The 16594-nt window shown below is 72.3% G+C and carries 10 protein-coding genes; 9 read left to right on the forward strand and 1 reads right to left on the reverse strand.

Annotated features, from left to right (window positions below; genetic code table 11):
• Window positions 1-130: 130 nt before the first annotated feature.
• Both ACZ63E_RS44595 and ACZ63E_RS44600 read left to right on the forward strand, forming a co-directional pair.
• Entirely contained in the window at window positions 131-1306 is a 1176-nt protein-coding gene (locus tag ACZ63E_RS44595; RefSeq protein ID WP_465342380.1) for an MFS transporter, read from the forward strand.
• Between the two features lie 197 nt (window positions 1307-1503).
• The gene (locus ACZ63E_RS44600) at window positions 1504-2664 is read left to right on the forward strand and encodes a sensor histidine kinase (protein WP_465342399.1); all 1161 of its coding nucleotides are present in this window, start codon (window positions 1504-1506) and stop codon (window positions 2662-2664) included.
• Here the strand turns inward: ACZ63E_RS44600 and ACZ63E_RS44605 are convergent.
• On the reverse strand, window positions 2638-3276 hold the full coding sequence (locus tag ACZ63E_RS44605) for a phosphoglycerate mutase family protein (protein ID WP_465342381.1): 639 nt from the start codon (window positions 3274-3276) through the stop codon (window positions 2638-2640). The two genes, ACZ63E_RS44600 and ACZ63E_RS44605, sit on opposite strands and share 27 nt — an antisense overlap.
• A gap of 56 nt (window positions 3277-3332) precedes the next feature.
• Here ACZ63E_RS44605 and ACZ63E_RS44610 point away from each other — a divergent pair, with 56 nt between their 5' ends.
• From ACZ63E_RS44610 to ACZ63E_RS44640, 7 genes are all read left to right on the forward strand, one after another.
• Window positions 3333-5351, forward strand: a complete 2019-nt coding sequence (locus tag ACZ63E_RS44610; RefSeq protein WP_465342382.1) for a bifunctional copper resistance protein CopD/cytochrome c oxidase assembly protein — start codon at window positions 3333-3335, stop codon at window positions 5349-5351.
• Between the two features lie 148 nt (window positions 5352-5499).
• Window positions 5500-7176, forward strand: coding sequence for an energy-dependent translational throttle protein EttA (gene ettA, locus ACZ63E_RS44615; RefSeq protein ID WP_465342383.1), 1677 nt, complete (start codon window positions 5500-5502; stop codon window positions 7174-7176).
• A gap of 16 nt (window positions 7177-7192) precedes the next feature.
• A complete protein-coding gene (locus tag ACZ63E_RS44620) occupies window positions 7193-9697 on the forward strand; it encodes a hypothetical protein (protein ID WP_465342385.1) in 2505 nt (834 codons plus the stop codon).
• 529 nt (window positions 9698-10226) lie between these two features.
• Window positions 10227-15212 carry an NAD-glutamate dehydrogenase gene (locus tag ACZ63E_RS44625; protein ID WP_465342386.1) on the forward strand — a complete coding sequence of 1662 codons (4986 nt, stop codon included), beginning with the start codon at window positions 10227-10229 and terminating at the stop codon, window positions 15210-15212.
• Window positions 15209-15628, forward strand: a complete 420-nt coding sequence (locus tag ACZ63E_RS44630; RefSeq protein ID WP_465313244.1) for an acyl-CoA thioesterase — start codon at window positions 15209-15211, stop codon at window positions 15626-15628. Before ACZ63E_RS44625 ends, ACZ63E_RS44630 begins: the two co-directional genes overlap by 4 nt.
• A complete protein-coding gene (locus tag ACZ63E_RS44635; RefSeq protein ID WP_465342387.1) occupies window positions 15621-16256 on the forward strand; it encodes a DUF8010 domain-containing protein in 636 nt (211 codons plus the stop codon). The genes ACZ63E_RS44630 and ACZ63E_RS44635 overlap by 8 nt, the downstream gene beginning before the upstream one ends.
• A gap of 55 nt (window positions 16257-16311) precedes the next feature.
• Window positions 16312-16566: a hypothetical protein gene (locus ACZ63E_RS44640; protein WP_465313242.1), complete on the forward strand. Its 255-nt coding sequence runs from the start codon at window positions 16312-16314 to the stop codon at window positions 16564-16566.
• Window positions 16567-16594 lie beyond the last annotated feature (28 nt).

Consider the following 16594-nt stretch of genomic DNA (forward strand, 5'->3'; position numbering starts at 1 on the left):
GGGCGCCGGTCACCCGGTGGGGGAATGGTTGTCCACAACTTCGCGGGAGGTCTTGCGGGGAGGGGGAGGCGATGTTATGCGCAGCCGGCCTGCGAGACACTCCCCGAAGCGCACGACGGAAGGGGCAGCCATGCGGACCGCGGTGTTCACCGTGTTCGCCCTCAACGGGCTCGCGCTCGGCTCGTGGGCGTCGCGCACGCCCGCGCTGGCCGCGCAGGTGCACGCGTCCCCGGGGATCTTCGGCCTGGCCCTGCTCGGCGCCAGCGTCGGCATGCTCGCCGCCGCCTCGGTGTCGGGACGGCTCATCGAACGGGCCGGGGCCCGCGCGGTCGTCGCCGGGAGCACCACGCTGGCCGCCGTGGCGCTGGTGCTGATCGGCTACGCGCCGAACGTGCCGCTGCTGGCCGGCGCGCTGCTCGTGATCGGCGTGAGCGTCGGGATGCTCGACGTCGCGATGAACGTCGCCGCCGTGGCCGTCGAACGCCGGGCCGGCAAGCCGGTCATGGCGGTGTTCCACGCCGGGTTCAGCTTCGGCGCGCTCGCCGGCTCACTGGCCGCGGGCCTCGCCGCCGGCCACGGCTGGTCCCCGGCGCGCCACCTCACCGTGGCCGCCGTCGTCGCAGTCGTCGTGCTGCTGCTCGTGGTCCGCGCGGTGCCGGGCATCAACCCCGAGCACACCGAAGCGCCCGTCGTGACCCGCAGCCGGGCGCCGATCCGCCGTCCGGTGCTGTGGCTGCTCGCCGCGGTCGCCTTGTGCTCGGCCATCGCCGAAGGCGCGGCTTCGGACTGGTCCGCGCTGCTGATGACGGCCGAACGCGGTGTCGGCCAGGGGGCGGCGGCCCTGGCGTTCGCCGGGTTGCAGCTGGTCATGGCGCTGGTCCGGCTGGCCGGCCCGTGGACCCAGCGGCGGTTCGGCCCGACCCGCTGCCTCGCCGTGGGCGCCGCGGTGGCGGCCGCCGGGCTGCTCGCCACGGCCACCGTCCCCGTCGCGGCCGTCGGCTACGCCGGGTTCGCGCTGGCCGGCGCGGGTCTCGCCGCGTCGTTCCCGCTCGCGCTCAGCCTCGCCGGGGACGCCGGGAAACGCGGTGACGGCACCGGCGGCGAGCGCGAGATCGGCTTCGTCACGGCCATCGCCTACACGGGCTTCCTCGGCGGGCCGCCGATCGTCGGCGGCATCGCGCAGGTGACGAACTACGGTGTCGCGTTCGGTTTTGTCGCCGCGGTCGCCGCCCTGATCCTGCCCGCCGCGCTCGGCGCCCGCCGGGCCCGGCGGCGGGAAGACGCCGCGCTGACGGTCGAATCGTGACAAAAACCCGGGAGCCGGGCGCTCCCGGGCCGCGTCTCTTCCCGGACAGACCCTACGGTCCCCACCCCCGTTGACAGCGCGGAAGCGCACGGGGCAAGCTGATCGCGTCGTAAGCTGAAATGAATACACCGACGTTACGGTTTCAGGTGGGCTGGTCAGGGTAGGGGCCTTGATCCGGGGAGGACGTCGTGAGAACTGTGCTGCTCGGCGGAGCGGGGGCGCTCGCCGGAGGGGCAGGATTTCCGTTGGTGCAGGGCGCCGTGCCGCGGCTGGTGCTCGTGCCGGTCGCGTTCCGGCTCGCGTTGTTCCTGCAGGCGGTCTGGGCCGGCGGCCCGCTGAGCGCGCCGGTGCTCTGGCTGGCCGTCGCGCTCTACCTGGTGCCGAACCTGCTCGAGGTGGCCTGGGTCTTCCAGCGGGCCGCCGGCATCAAGCCGGTGCTGGCCGCCGACACCGCGTACACACTCGTCACGAGCCTGGCCGCGGCCGTGTTCGCGGCGCACTCACCCGACCTGCTCACGCTGACCTGGCCGAACATCATGGGCACGGTCATGGTGTGGACGCTGCTGCGCGGGGCGCCCGCCGGTGCGGTGGCGATCCTCGGCGCCGTGCTGCTGCGCTACGGCATGGCCGAGCTGTCGGGCACGCCCGCGCCTGCGACGTGGATCCTGCTCGCCCTGGTCGCGGCCGCCCTGACGGCGCTGGCGATCGTGCTGCTGGTCGCCGGGTCGATGCGGTTCGCGCTCGGGCTGGGCGAGCAGCGCGGCCGGGCCGCCGAGCGGGAACGGCACCGCCGGGACGTGCACGACACCGTGCTGCAGGTGATGGAGTCGCTCGCGCTGCCGGCGCCCCGGGACGCGCTCGACCCGGTCGGCAGCCTCGACCAGGTCCGCCGGACCGCCCGCGCGCACGCCCTGCGCCTGCGGCTGAGCCTGGACGGCGCCGTGCCCGCGGAGCCGGGTGGCCTCGAACACCGCTTGGGCGCGCTCGCGGTCGAGATGACGGCGGACGGCCTGCGCGTCGACCTCGTCACGCTCGCGAAGCCGTCCGACGTGCCCGAAGCCGTTGTCAACGCGCTGCACGACGCGGCCCGCGAAGCGCTGCGAAACACGTTGAAGCACGCGAAAACCTACACAGCCGTCGTGTGCCTCGAAGCGCGCGAAAACGTCGTCACGGTGTCCGTGCGCGACCACGGGACCGGCTTCGACACCGGCGCGCACCGCGCCGGGTTCGGCATCGAGAACTCGATCCACGCCCGGATGGCCGAAATCGGCGGCGGAGCCCGGATCGACTCGGCGCCCGGCCAGGGCACCCGGGTCGTGCTGACCGCGCCGTTAGAGCTGCGTTTCCCCGTCGGGTGAGTCCCGCCACTGGGCGAACGGGCGGTCCAGCGTCCACTTGCCGCCGTGCTCCTCGAGGACGCGGTATTCGCAGGTCGCCGGGTTGGACAGCGACTCGAACAGCTCGATGCTCCAGCCGAAGAGGCGGCGGCACAGCAGCCGCAGCGTGAGCCCGTGCGAGACGATCAGCACGGTCTCGGGGTGAGTTTCGTCGCGCTGCCGCAGGTCGGAGAGGAACGCGGCGACGCGGTCGTCGACGTCCGCGCCGGACTCGCCGAACGGCAGCCGGTAGAAGAAGTGCCCGAACTCGTTGCGCCGCGCCTTCTGGAGCTCCTGCTCGGCCGGGTCCTGGAGGTTGCCCCAGTCCTGTTCGCGCAGCCGCGGCTCCTGCAGCAGCCGCTCGCACGCGGCCTCGATGTCCAGCAGCCGCAACGTTTCCCGGGTGCGCAGGTACGGGCTGACGTACACGGCGGGACGCGCGCCGCCGAGCAGCCGGACGATCTCCGGGGCCACCGCGGCGGCCTCCTTGCGGCCCGCGTCGGTCAACGGCAGGGCGTGGTCCGGGATCCGCGTGTAGGCGAGCTCGTCGACGTTGCCGAGCGACTCGGCGTGCCGCAGGAGGATCATCTTCACGCTGCCATCCTGCCCGTCACGCGGGCATGACCCGGCCGGGGCATACGCTCAGGGGCGTGTCCGAGCAGTCCGTGACGAAAACCGGCGTCCCCTCGCAGCGCCGGGCCAGCGTGCTACCCCTCGTTTCGGTCGGCGTGCTGCTGGCCGCGGTCGTCGCGATCGGGCTGATCGCGCTCACCGGCGGGGCCGGGTACGTCATCGCCGGCCTGCCGGATCCGGGCCTGGTGACCAAGTACGGCATCACCGTCATGCGCGTGCTGTCGGAAGCCGCGTCGGTGATCTGCGTCGGGTCGCTGCTGCTGGCCGCGTTCCTGGTGCCGCCGCAGAAGTCCGGCACGCTCGGCGCCGAGGGCTACGGCGCCCTGCGCGCGGCCGGGATCGCCGCCTGGGTGTGGTTCGCCGCGGCGCTGCTCTCGGTCGCCTTCACCGCCGCCGACACCGCCGGGAAGCCGTTCGGCGACGTCCTGGACCCGCAGACGCTGCTCGACCTCGTCGGCGCCATCGAGCAGCCGAAGGCCTGGCTGTGGACGGCGCTGATCGCGGTCCTGGTCGCGCTCGGCTGCCGGCTCGCGCTGTCGTGGGGCTGGACGGCGGTGCTGTTCTTCCTGGCCGTCGGCGGGCTGGTCCCGGTCGCGGTCACCGGGCACTCGGCGTCGGGCGGCTCGCACGACGTCGCCACCAACAGCCTGCTGTTCCACCTGGTCGCCGCGTCGTTGTGGGTCGGCGGGCTGGTCGCGCTGCTCGCGCTCGGCTACCGGCGCGGGAACCACCTGAGCCTGGCCGCGCAGCGGTTCTCGCGGCTGGCGCTGGTCTGCTGGATCGTGATGGCGATCTCCGGTGTGGTCAACGCGCTGGTCCGGATCGGCCTGAACGACCTGTTCACCACCGACTACGGCCTCCTGGTCGTCGCGAAGACGGTCGCGCTGCTGCTGCTCGGGGTCTTCGGCCACCAGCAACGGCAGAAGGGCGTCGCGGACCTCGTCGACGGCAAGGGCGGCGGCCAGCTGATGCGGCTGGCCGCGGTCGAGATCCTGATTATGTTCGTGACGATCGGCATCGCCGCCGGACTGGCCCGGACGCCGCCACCGGCGGACGCGGTCACCCAGCCGTCCACCACCGAGCTGCTGATCGGCTACAACCTCGACGGCCCGCCGACGGTGTGGCGGCTGCTCTTCGACACCCGGTTCGACCTGGTCTACGGCACGCTCGCGCTGGTCGTCGGCGGCCTGTACCTCGCCGGGGTCCGGCGGCTGCTCCGCCGGGGTGACACCTGGCCGGTGGGCCGCACGGTCGCCTGGATCGCCGGCTGCGTCGTCCTGCTGATCGCGACGTCTTCGGGCATCGGCCGGTACGCGCCCGCGATGTTCAGCGTGCACATGGGCAACCACATGCTGCTGTCGATGGTGGCGCCGGTGCTGTTCGTGCTCGGCGGGCCGGTGACGCTCGCGCTGCGCGCCCTGCCGGCGGCGGGCAAGGACGCGCCGCCAGGCCCGCGCGAGTGGCTCGTCTCGGCGGTGCACTCCCCGGTGTCGCGGTTCCTCACCCACCCGGTGGTCGCGCTGCTGCTGTTCGTCGGCTCGTTCTACGCGCTGTACTTCTCGGGGCTGTTCGACAACGCGCTGAACTACCACTGGGCGCACCTGGCGATGAACGCGCACTTCCTGCTCGCGGGGTACGTCTTCTACTGGCCGGTGATCGGCGTCGACCCGGCGCCGCGGCGGATCCCGTACCTCGGCCGGCTCGGGATGATGTTCGCCGCGATGCCGTTCCACGCGTTCTTCGGCGTCATCCTGATGAGCAAGCAGACCGTGATCGGGCAGGCGTTCTACAGCCAGCTGCACCTGCCGTGGGTGCCGGACCTGCTCACCGACCAGCGGCTCGGCGGCGGCATCGCCTGGGCGTCCGGCGAGCTGCCGGTGCTGCTGGTGCTGATCGCGCTGCTGGTGCAGTGGTCGCGCCAGGACGAGCGCGAGGCGAAGCGGCGTGACCGGCGCGAAGCGGCGACCGGCGACGAAGAGCTGAACGCCTACAACGCGATGCTGAAGAACCTCGCCGAGGGCAAGCGCGCCGACTGAGTCTCGACTTCTGGTTGAGCTTGAGCCTGGGTCCGGAGCGGGGCAAAACGGCGGTTTCGGTGTTCTCCCGGTGATCCCGGGCTGACTTTCGGTAGTCCGACGGTGACCGGCGTCAGGTCGCGATCACGTGCGCTCTACGATCGTGCGTATGGCCGAGTTCATCTACACCATGAAGAAGGTGCGCAAGACCGTCGGGGACAAGGTCATCCTCGACGACGTCAGCACCGCGTTCTACCCCGGCGCCAAGATCGGCGTGGTGGGGCCGAACGGTGCCGGTAAGTCCACCGTTCTCAAGATCATGGCGGGGATCGAGACGGCCAGCAACGGCGAAGCGTTCCTCCAGCCGGGCGCGAGCGTCGGCATCCTCATGCAGGAGCCGGAGCTCAACGAGGAGAAGACGGTCCGGGGGAACGTCGAGGAGGGCCTCGGCGAGATCAAGACCAAGCTCGACCGCTACAACGAGATCGCCGAGCTGATGGCGACCGACTACAGCGACGCGCTGATGGAGGAGATGGGCCAGCTCCAGGAGGAGCTGGACCACGCCGACGCCTGGGAGCTCGACTCGACCGTCGAGCAGGCGATGGACGCGCTGCGCTGCCCGCCGCCCGAGGAGGGCGTCGCGCACCTCTCCGGTGGTGAGCGCCGCCGCGTCGCGCTGTGCAAGCTGCTGCTCTCCGCGCCGGACCTGCTGCTGCTCGACGAGCCCACCAACCACCTGGACGCCGAGAGTGTCCTGTGGCTGGAGCAGTTCCTCTCCCGCTACGCCGGCGCCGTCCTGGCCGTGACCCACGACCGGTACTTCCTGGACAACGTGGCCCAGTGGATCATGGAGCTGGACCGCGGCCGCGTCGTCGGCTACGAGGGCAACTACTCGACGTACCTGGAGAAGAAGCGCGAGCGCCTCGAGGTCCAGGGCAAGAAGGACGCGAAGCTCGCCAAGCGCCTGAAGACCGAGCTCGAGTGGGTGCGGTCCAACGCGAAGGCGCGCCAGACCAAGTCCCGGTCGCGGCTCGACCGCTACGAGGAGATGGCGGCGGAGGCGGACAAGCACCGCAAGCTCGACTTCGAAGAGATCCAGATCCCGCCGGGCCCGCGGCTGGGCAACGTCGTGGTCGAGGTCGAGAAGCTCAAGAAGGGCTTCGACGACCGTGTCCTCATCGACGGCCTGTCGTTCGACCTGCCGCGCAACGGCATCGTCGGCGTGATCGGCCCGAACGGCGTCGGCAAGACCACGCTGTTCAAGACGATCGTGGGGCTCGAGGAGCCGGACGACGGCGTCGTCAAGATCGGCGAGACGGTCAAACTGTCCTATGTGGACCAGAACCGCGGCGGGATCGACCCGAAGAAGACGGTCTGGCAGGTCGTCTCCGACGAGCTGGACTACATCCACGTCGGGCAGACCGAAATGCCGTCGCGCGCCTACGTCAGCGCGTTCGGTTTCAAGGGCCCGGACCAGCAGAAGCCGGCGGGCGTGCTCTCCGGTGGCGAGCGCAACCGGCTCAACCTGGCGCTGACGCTCAAGCTGGGCGGGAACCTGATCCTGCTCGACGAGCCGACGAACGACCTGGACGTCGAGACGCTGGGCTCGCTGGAGAACGCGCTGGAGCAGTTCCCCGGCTGTGCCGTGGTGATCTCCCACGACCGGTGGTTCCTCGACCGGGTCGCGACGCACATCCTGGCCTGGGAAGGCACCGACGAGAACCCCGCGCAGTGGTTCTGGTTCGAGGGCAACTTCGAAGGGTACGAGAAGAACAAGGTGGAGCGGATGGGCGCCGAGGCCGCCCGCCCGCACCGTGTCACCCACCGCAAGCTGACCCGCGACTGAGGGGGCGGGTTTCCCCGTGGAAGCCAGCAAAGCGCACCGGACGGGCCCGTTCTCCCGGGAGGAGAGCGGGCGCTCCGCCAATGCCGGGGGAACCCTCTCCGCAGTCGGCCGGCTGATCGAGCGGGCGGACGCCCTGCACCTGCGGGCGCCCGAGCTCGCACTCGTGCTCGGGGAGCGCGCCGCCGCGCTGTCCGAGGCCGCCGGCGCCGACGAGCAGTGGATCCGGGCCGAGAGCCTGGTCGTGTCCGCGCGCGTCCGGCTCGGCGACCGGCCGGGCACGGTCGGGCGCGCGGTCGCGGCGTTGCGCGCGGCCGAGCACGCCGGGTACGGCGACATCGCCGCCCGCCTGCGCATCGACCTCGCCGTCTGCGCCCGCGGCCTGGGCGTGCCGCTGACCGGGCTCGCCGCGCTGCGGCCGGTGCTGACCGACCCGGTCGTGTCGCCGGTCCACCGCGCCGCCGCGCTGACCCACCTGGTCGGCTGCCTCGGTCTGCTGGGCCGGAAAACCGAACTGGACCGGGCGCTCGTCGAGGCGGACAAGCTGGTCCTCGGTGACGAGTCCCTCGGCGCGGACACCCAGCTGCTGGTGCGGGCGCTGCTGCGCGTCGGCACGGCGGCCCACCGGCGTCGCCACGGCGACCTGACGGCGGCGGCCGACGCGGCGCGGACGGGGCTCGGCTTCCTGGAGAAGCTCGACAACCCGGCCGACGACGGCGGCCTCGTCCGGATCCGGCTCGTGCTGCTGCTGGTGAGCACGCTGCTCGACCGCGGTGACACCGAAATGGCGTACGAGATCGCCGAGCCGGTGCTGGCCGAACCCGTGCGAGCGGCGGGCATCGCGCCGGCGGGCTGGCTGCGGCTGGCCGTCGCGACGCGGATCATGCTGCCCGCCGGTGCCGGCGAGGCGGCGATCGAGCTCGTCCGCGAAGCCGTGGCGAGCACCGACCGGCACGGCATGTCCGCCGTCACCGCCCGGTTGTGGCTGGAGCTGGCGCAGCTGCAGGAGCGGTTCGGCCAGCCCGAGGAAGCCATCGCATGCCTGTACCGATCGCGGGCGGCCGAGCAGCTGCACGCGCGGGCCCGGCGGCAGGCGTGCAACGTCCTGGCCGGCGAGTTCGGCTCGGGTGAGCCCGCTTCGGTCGATCTCGACGAGGTGCTGAAGGCGGTGCCGTCACGGGCGGTGCCGGTGGTCGCGGCCGAGCCGGTTTCGCCGCCGGCCGCTCCTGCCGCGCCGCAGCCCGCCGAGCCGCGGACGCCCGCGTGGTCGTTCGGCCGCGAGGAGAACCCGGCGCCCCGGCAGCCGGCGCCCGCGTGGTCGTTCGAGCGGCCCAAGGTGACCGCGGACGCCGCCGAGACGACGCTGATGCCCGCGGTGCGCGACGAACCCGCGCCGGCCCGGCGGCCCGAACCGCGGGTGCGGCCGGAACCGGTGGTCGTCGAGCGACGTCCGGAGCGCCCGGCTGCTCGTCCTGAGCCGATCGAGGTGCGGTCCGGGCCGGTGGGGCGGGCGGAGCCGGAGTTCCGGCCGGAGCCGGTCGAGGTGCGACCCGCGCCGGAGCGGCGGGCGGAGCCGGTCGAGGTGCGGTCTGCGTCGACTGGGAAGCGTGCCGAGCCGGAGCCCGAGGTGCGGTCCGCCGGATCGGGGTATCGGCCGGAAGCGGCCGAGGCGTCGCCGGGACAGCGCAGGGAACCGGAGTTCCGGGCGGAGTCGCCCGAGTCGCGGCCCGCGGTGCCGGGGCGGCGGGCGAAGCCGGACTTTTCGGCGGAACCGGTCGAGGTGCGTCCGGAACGCACCCCCGAGGCGCCCACGCCCGTCGACGGCGGGAAGACCAAGTTCTCCTGGGCCGCCCTCGCGGAGGCGCGGCTGAAGGAGACCGAAGCCGAACGGGAGTCGGCGCCCACGCGCGTCACGCCCGCCTTGCCGCTCGCGCCCGAGCCGGCCGCCGAGCGGGAGCCGTGGGAGCCCGGTGGGCGTCGGGAGCCGCAGCCGTCGACGCGGCACGATGCCGAGCACGGCTCCGAAGCCGCGCGGTCGGTGCTCGACCGGCTCGGCATCTCCTCCTCGGGTGGTGGCGCCGGGGGCGGCCGCAGGCGGGCGGAGGACGCCGAAGCGCGTGCCGAGGAGCCGTCGCGGCCCGAGCCGGAGCTCGCCCCGCCGCCGCGGCCCGAGGACGAGCCGCCGTCGGCGCCGGACTACCGCGACGAGGTCGAGCCCTGGCTGCCGCGGCTGCGGATGCCGCCGTCGCTGGAGCCGATGGAGGACTTCGGCCACTGGACGCCGGCGACCGCGCCGTTCCCGGAGAGCTACGCCCGCGCCATCGCGGAGGACGAGCCGCCGCCGGACGCCGGGCTCGCCGACCTCCTCGCCCGCGCGCTCGCCGAGCACCAGGCGGGCACGGCCAGTGCGGCCGCGCTCGTCAAGAAGCTGGGGTCGCAGGACACGGGCCGCCGCAACGGCCACGGCCGCAACGGTCACGGCGCGGAGGTTTCGGACTCCCGCCGCCACGGCTCCGGCGACTGACCCGGCGGCCCTGCGCCACTGCGGTTCGCGATGACTGGCGTGGTGCCAGTTTTGCGTGGCGACGAGGTGGATTCATCGCGACGGCGGTCTCGCACCGAATCGCCGGTTTTGCCGGGGTTCACCCCCGCCGCACCCCTCTCGGTCGCCGAACCACCCCAGCCCGTCGCCGAATCACGCCGGGCGCGTCGCAGTGGGATCGGTCGCACTTGCGGGGTCGCCGACCGGCCGTCACCGTTCGCCGAACGGCGTCGGCCCCCTCACATCACCCTCAGCTGAACCGATCATGATGGCTCCGTGGCCGGTGACGGCCCTTGAGCGCGGCTGGTCAGCGCCGCGCGCCCGGGCCGGACACAACCCGTCAGTAGCTTGACCGATCACGCGAATTCGCAGGCCGGGTAGGGGTTTTCCCCACGAACCAACCCCCCGGGTCTTCGTGTGATCAGTGGGCGCGGCGCATTAGTGTGGGGTGGTCCGGTTCAGAGCCGAACCGGCACGGTGCCACCTCACGCATACTGGAGAGTTGCCTCAAATGAGCTCGACCGGAGTCTCGTCCCTACCCGGAACCGGAGCCGAAACCGAACCCGAGTTCGGCCAGCGCTCCCCGGCCAGCCCGGAGCAGATCAGGGACGACCTGATCGACGCCGCCGCCGGCCTGGCGCCGGAGATCGGGGAGCTCATCCGGCTCTACTACCGGCACATCCCGGCCGAAGAGATCGTCGGCGACGAGCCCGTCAACCTGGTCGGCGCCGTCCGCTCGCAGCTGCAGCTCGCCAAGCACCGGATGCCCGGCCGCCCGGCCGTGCGGCTGCTGAACCCCACCGTCGCCGAAGACGGCTGGGCGCGCGAAGCCACCGTCGTGCAGGTGGTCACCGACGACATGCCCTACCTGGTCGACTCGATCGCCGCCGAGTTCGCCCGGGACGGCGTGCAGGTGCAGCGGATCGTCCACCCGATCGTCGTCGTCACCCGCGATCTCACCGGTGAGCTGCAGGAAGTCCACCCGGACGCCGACCCGGCCGCGCCGCCGGCGAACTCGGCCGCCGAGTCGTGGATGTACATCGAGATCGACTTCGTCACCGACCCGAACCGCGCCCGCGAGCTCGACAACCGGCTCTCCAGCGTGCTGGGTGACGTCCGCGAGGTCGTCGAAGACGCCGACAAGATGGCCCAGACCGCCTGCCAGCTCGCCGAAGAGCTGGAGACGGACCCGCCGCAGCTGCCGCAGGCCGAGGTCGCCGAGGGCGCCCGGCTGCTGCGCTGGCTGGCCGACGGGCACTTCACCTTCCTCGGCTACCGCCGTTACGAGCTGATCGACAACCCGCACCCGGACGCCGACGACCCCGCGTTGCGCGCGGTCCTGGCCTCCGGGCTCGGCGTGCTGCGCCAGGACAGCCTCGCCGCCCGCGGCCTCACCGCGGGCCCGGACACCGCCGCCTCCGCGCTCTCGCCGACGCTGCTGGTGCTGACCCAGGCGAGCGCGCCGTCGACCGTGCACCGGCCGGTTTACCCCTACTACGTCGGGGTGAAGACCTTCGACGCCGAAGGCACCGTCACCGGCGAGCACCGCTTCCTCGGCATGTTCACCACCACCGCGCTGCACGAGAACGTGCTCGACATCCCGGTGGTGTGCAAGCGGGTCCGCGAGGTCATCCACCGCGCCGGGTTCCCGATGGAGTCCTTCTCCGGCCAGCGGATGCTCGAGGTGCTGCAGAACTGGCCGCGCGCCGACCTGTTCTCCGCCGACACCGACTCGCTGTACTCGACGACGACCGGCGCGATCACGCTGTCGGACCGCCGCCGGCTGCGGCTGTTCCTGCGCCGCGACCCGTACGGCCGTTTCTACTCGTGCCTCGTCTACCTCCCGCAGGACCGCTACACGACGCGCTCGCGCCTGGCGATGCAGGAGGTCCTGCTCGAAGAGCTCGAAGGCACCCAGCTCGAGTACAGCGCGCGGATCGGCGAGACCGTCCTGGCGCAGGTGCACTTCATGGTCCACACCGATCCCGCGCGCCGGCTGGAGCCGGACACGGCGAAGATCCAGGACCGGCTCAACGGCGCCGTCCGCAGCTGGGACGACCGGATGGTCGAGGCGGTCCTCGACGAACGCCGTGAGCGCTCCGACGGCGGCGTGGCCGTCGGCGTCCTCGGCGAGGAGTCCGCGACCGAGCAGGGCCAGCGCTTCGCGAGCGTCTTCCCCGAGGGCTACCGGGAGGACTTCTCCGCCGAAGAGGCACTCGCCGACCTCCGCGCGCTCGATTCGCTGACCGACGAGGGCGACCTCGCGCTGTCGTTCTACCTGCCCGCCGACGCCGAGCCCGGCGAGCGCCGGTTCAAGCTCTACCTGCGCGGCGAGGGCGTGACGCTGTCGAAGGTGCTCCCGGTGCTGCAGGCGATGGGCGTCGAGGTGGTCGACGAGCGGCCGTACGAGCTGCACCGCGAAGACGGCGGCGCGTGCTGGATCTACGACTTCGGCCTGCGTATCGACCAGAAGGTGATGGCCAAGCCGGACGCCGAAGCCATCACGGCGCTGCGCGACCGCTTCCAGGACGCCTTCGAGGCCGCCTGGCGCGGGGACGCCGAGGTAGACGGCCTCAACGGCCTGGTCCTGCGGGCCGGGCTCACCTGGCGCCAGGCCGCCGTGCTGCGTGCGTACTCGCGGTACCTGCGCCAGGCCGGGAGCGCGTTCTCCCAGGACTACATCCAGAACACGCTGCTGAACCACACGCAGGTCGCGACGAAGCTGCTGCGGCTGTTCGAGGCCCGCTTCGACCCGCAGCTGGGCGAGACCGACCGCGAGGCCGCCACCGAAGCGCTGGCGAGCGAGCTGAGCGCGATGATCGACGAGGTCACCAGCCTCGACGAAGACCGCATCCTGCGGCGGCTGATGGCCGTCATCCGGGCCACGCTGCGGACGAACTACCACGTCACCGACTTCGACGGGAACCCGCGGAGCTACCTGGCGATCAAGCTCGACCCGGCCGGGGTGCCCGACCTGCCCGAGCCGCGGCCGCGGTTCGAGATCTTCGTCTACTCGCCGCGCGTCGAGGGTGTGCACCTGCGCTTCGGCGAGGTCGCGCGCGGTGGCCTGCGCTGGTCGGACCGGCGCGAGGACTTCCGCACCGAGATCCTCGGCCTGGTCAAGGCGCAGGCGGTGAAGAACGCGGTGATCGTGCCGGTCGGCGCGAAGGGCGGCTTCGTCGTCAAGATGCCGCCGGTCGCGACCGGCGACGCGAGCATCGACCGCGACGCCCAGCTGAACGAGGGCATCGCCTGCTACCGCATGTTCATCGCCGGCCTGCTCGACCTGACCGACAACCGGATCGAGGGCAAGACCGTGCCCGCGCCGGGTGTCGTCCGGCACGACGCGGACGACTCGTACCTGGTCGTCGCGGCGGACAAGGGCACCGCGAAGTTCTCCGACATCGCCAACGAGATGTCGGCGAAGTACGGCTTCTGGCTCGGGGACGCCTTCGCCTCCGGCGGCTCGGTCGGCTACGACCACAAGGCCATGGGCATCACGGCGAAGGGCGCCTGGGAGAGCGTCAAGCGGCACTTCCGCGAGCTGGGCAAGGACACCCAGACCGAGGACTTCACCGTCGTCGGCATCGGCGACATGATGGGTGACGTCTTCGGGAACGGCATGCTGCTGTCCGAGCACATCCGGCTGGTCGCGGCGTTCAACCACATGCACGTCTTCCTCGACCCGGACCCGGATGCCGCGGCGACGTTCGCCGAGCGCCGCCGGCTGTTCGACCTGCCGCGCAGCTCGTGGGACGACTACGACCGCTCGCTGATCAGCGAAGGCGGCGGGATCTATCCGCGGTCGGCGAAGTCGATCCCGATCAGCCCGCAGGTCCACGCGGCCCTCGGCCTCGAGGAGGGCGTCACCGCCCTCGCGCCGATGGACCTCATCCAGGCGATCCTGCTGGCGCCGGTGGAACTGCTCTGGAACGGCGGCATCGGCACCTACGTCAAGGCGGAGTCCGAGACCCACCTGGCCGCGGGGGACAAGGCCAACGACGCCATCCGCGTCGACGGGAAGCAGCTGCGCGTCAAGGTGTTCGGCGAGGGCGGCAACCTCGGCCTGACCCAGCTGGGCCGGATCGAGTTCGCCCGCGCCGGCGGCAAGATCAACACCGACGCGCTCGACAACTCGGCCGGCGTCGACTGCTCCGACCACGAGGTCAACATCAAGATCCTGCTCGACCACCTGGTGCAGACCGGGAAGCTCGAGGAGGCCCAGCGCAACGAGCTGCTGGTGGAGATGACCGACGAGGTCGGCGCGCTCGTGCTCGACGACAACTACCGGCAGAACGCCGTCCTCGGCGTCAGCCGGGCGCACGCCGCGCCGATGCTGTCGGTGCACGCGCGGCAGGTCCAGGCGCTGGTGTCCGCGGGTGCGTTCGACCGCAAGCTCGAGGCGCTGCCGAGCAACTCGGAGTTCCGCGAGCTGGAGAAGGCGGGCAAGGGCCTGACCTCGCCGGAGCTCGCGACCCTGCTCGCGCACGTCAAGCTGGAGCTGAAGGACGAGCTGCTGGCCAGCGACCTGCCCGACTCGCAGGTGTTCGCCGGCCGGCTGCCCGAGTACTTCCCGAAGCCGTTGCGCGAACGGTTCGCCCCCGCGATCGGCGAGCACCCGCTGCGCCGCCAGATCATCACCACGCTCATCGCCAACGAGGTCGTCGACGGTGGGGGCATCTCCTTCGTCTACCGGCTGATGGAGGAGATGAACGCGACCGCGACCGACGCGGTGCGCGCGTACGCGGTGGTGACGCGCGTGTTCGACCTGCCCGCGCTGTGGGCGGAGATCGACGCGCTGGACAACGTCGTGCACACCGACGTCGCCGACGAGATGGTGCTGGAGACACGGCGGCTGCTCGACCGGGCCGCGCGCTGGTTCCTCACCAACCGGCCGCAGCCGCTCGCGCCGCTGGCGGAGATCAACCGCTTCGGCCGGGTGCTCGGCGAGCTCGTCCCGAAGATCGGCGACCTGCTGCGCGGCCGCGAGGCGGAGTCGGTGCAGACGCACGTCGACGAGCTGATCGCGGGCAACGTCCCGCCGGGGCTCGCCCGCCGCGTTTCCTTGCTGCTGCACACCTACGGCCTGCTCGACGTCACCGAGGTGGCCGAGCTCGCCGAGCAGCAGATCGGCGTGGACGCGACGCACAGCCCGGCCGAAACCGCCGAGCTGTACTACGCGCTTTCGGACCACCTGGACGTCGACAAGATGCTGACCGAGATCAGCGCGCTCGAACGCGGCAACCGCTGGCACGCGCTCGCCCGGCTTTCGCTGCGCGACGACGTCTACGGCTCGCTGCGGGCGATCACGCTGGACGCGTTGCGGCACAGCGATCCCGGGACGTCCGGCGACGCCAAGATCGCCCAGTGGGAGAAGACGAACTCCTCGCGGCTGCAGCGGGCGCGCGTCGCGCTGGACGAGATCCACAAGTCCGGCCGGCTCGACCTGGCGACGCTCTCGGTGGCCGCGCGCCAGATCCGGAGCACGGTGCGGTGACCTACGTTTCGCTGGTCCGTCCCCGCTGGACGGACATGGACGTCTACGGCCACATCAACCACGCGAAGATGGTGACGCTGCTCGAAGAGGCGCGGATCCCGCTGCTGTTCGAGGGGGCCGTGAAGGCCGGCGTCGAGCAGCTGCCGAAGGGCATCGTCGTGGTCCGGCTGGCGGTGGGCTACAAGGCGCCGATCGTGGTGACCGGGCAGCAGCTGCGCGTCGACATCGACCTGACCGAGCTGCGGGCGGCGAGCTTCACGCTGTCCTACCGCGTGCACACCGGGCCGGACGCCGCGGATCCGGTGGCGGTGACGGCGGAGACGGTGCTGGCGCCGTACGACACGGTCGCGCTGCGGCCGCGTAGGCTCAGCCCGCCCGAGTCGGAGTTTCTGAAGCAGGGGTTCGCGGATGCCTGAGTTGTTCGTGCCGGACGCGGCGGACCGGGAGACCCTCGGTGCGTTCGTCGCCCGCGCGGTCCGGCTGGACGGCAATACGGCCGTCCGGCTCCGCCAGCGCGGTGACGGTGTGGTCGAGGCGTGGACGGCGACGCCGTTCGAGTGCCTGGCCACCCGCGCGGTGGCCGGGGACGTCACCCCCGGCGACGTCACGGTGTCCGGCAACGAGCTGCTCGCCGCGCTGACGGTGGCGGGCGGGCCACGGATGGACCCGGGCCCGGCGCGTGACCTGCTGTGGCACGGCGAGCTGCCGGCGCCGGGCCGCTGGCAGCTGGTCGACGAGCTTCCGGCGGCGGTCGTCGCGGACCTCGCCGACCGCGGCGTGACGCTGGCCAGGGACAACGCCGGCCCGCACGGCACCCCGCCGGCGTCGCTGATGGACCAGGCGGTGCTGACGGTGACCGGCGGTTCGGTCGAGATCAAGGTCCAGATGCGCTGCCTCTTCGCGATGTCCGGCATGGGTTTCGTGGATTCGGACGTCGAGGGTGACGTCGTCCGCGTGACGGCGACGGACTCGTGGATGCGCCTGGACGCCCGCTACGGCGCGATCGTCCGGCGCCGCCACGCACTGCTGCCGCTGCTGTTCTGATTACGGAATCCTTGCGGCTCGGGCGTGCACCGGTGGTCGGTGGCACGCTGGAGGCATGACCCCGGACGACGACCCGACCGCGGACTTCCTCGACGAGGTCCGCACCTCGGAAACGCCGTGGCGGCGTGACCGCCCACCGGGTGAGCAGGCGCCGGAGCGCGCCGGAAGACCTGAGAGGTGGGGCCGCACGCGAGCGGCGGGCCGGGCGGCCGCCCAAGCGGCGCCCTACCTCCAGGCCGCGGCCCTCGTGGCGTGGCTGGCGAGCGGCGCCTTCGACGACGGCTCGGGCTCGGGCGACCAGGGCGGTTGACAGCTTCGGGACCGATTGGTTACGGTCC

It is taken from the genome of Amycolatopsis sp. NPDC104819, from assembly GCF_055583145.1.

What these genes read in the sequence shown, in the direction of transcription:
- ACZ63E_RS44595 (WP_465342380.1), top strand. Translation starts at nt 131, where the DNA reads ATGCGGACCGCGGTGTTCACCGTGTTCGCCCTCAACGGGCTCGCGCTC.
- ettA (WP_465342383.1), top strand. Translation starts at nt 5,500, where the DNA reads ATGGCCGAGTTCATCTACACCATGAAGAAGGTGCGCAAGACCGTCGGG.
- ACZ63E_RS44625 (WP_465342386.1), top strand. Translation starts at nt 10,227, where the DNA reads ATGAGCTCGACCGGAGTCTCGTCCCTACCCGGAACCGGAGCCGAAACC.
- ACZ63E_RS44635 (WP_465342387.1), top strand. Translation starts at nt 15,621, where the DNA reads ATGCCTGAGTTGTTCGTGCCGGACGCGGCGGACCGGGAGACCCTCGGT.
- ACZ63E_RS44640 (WP_465313242.1), top strand. Translation starts at nt 16,312, where the DNA reads ATGACCCCGGACGACGACCCGACCGCGGACTTCCTCGACGAGGTCCGC.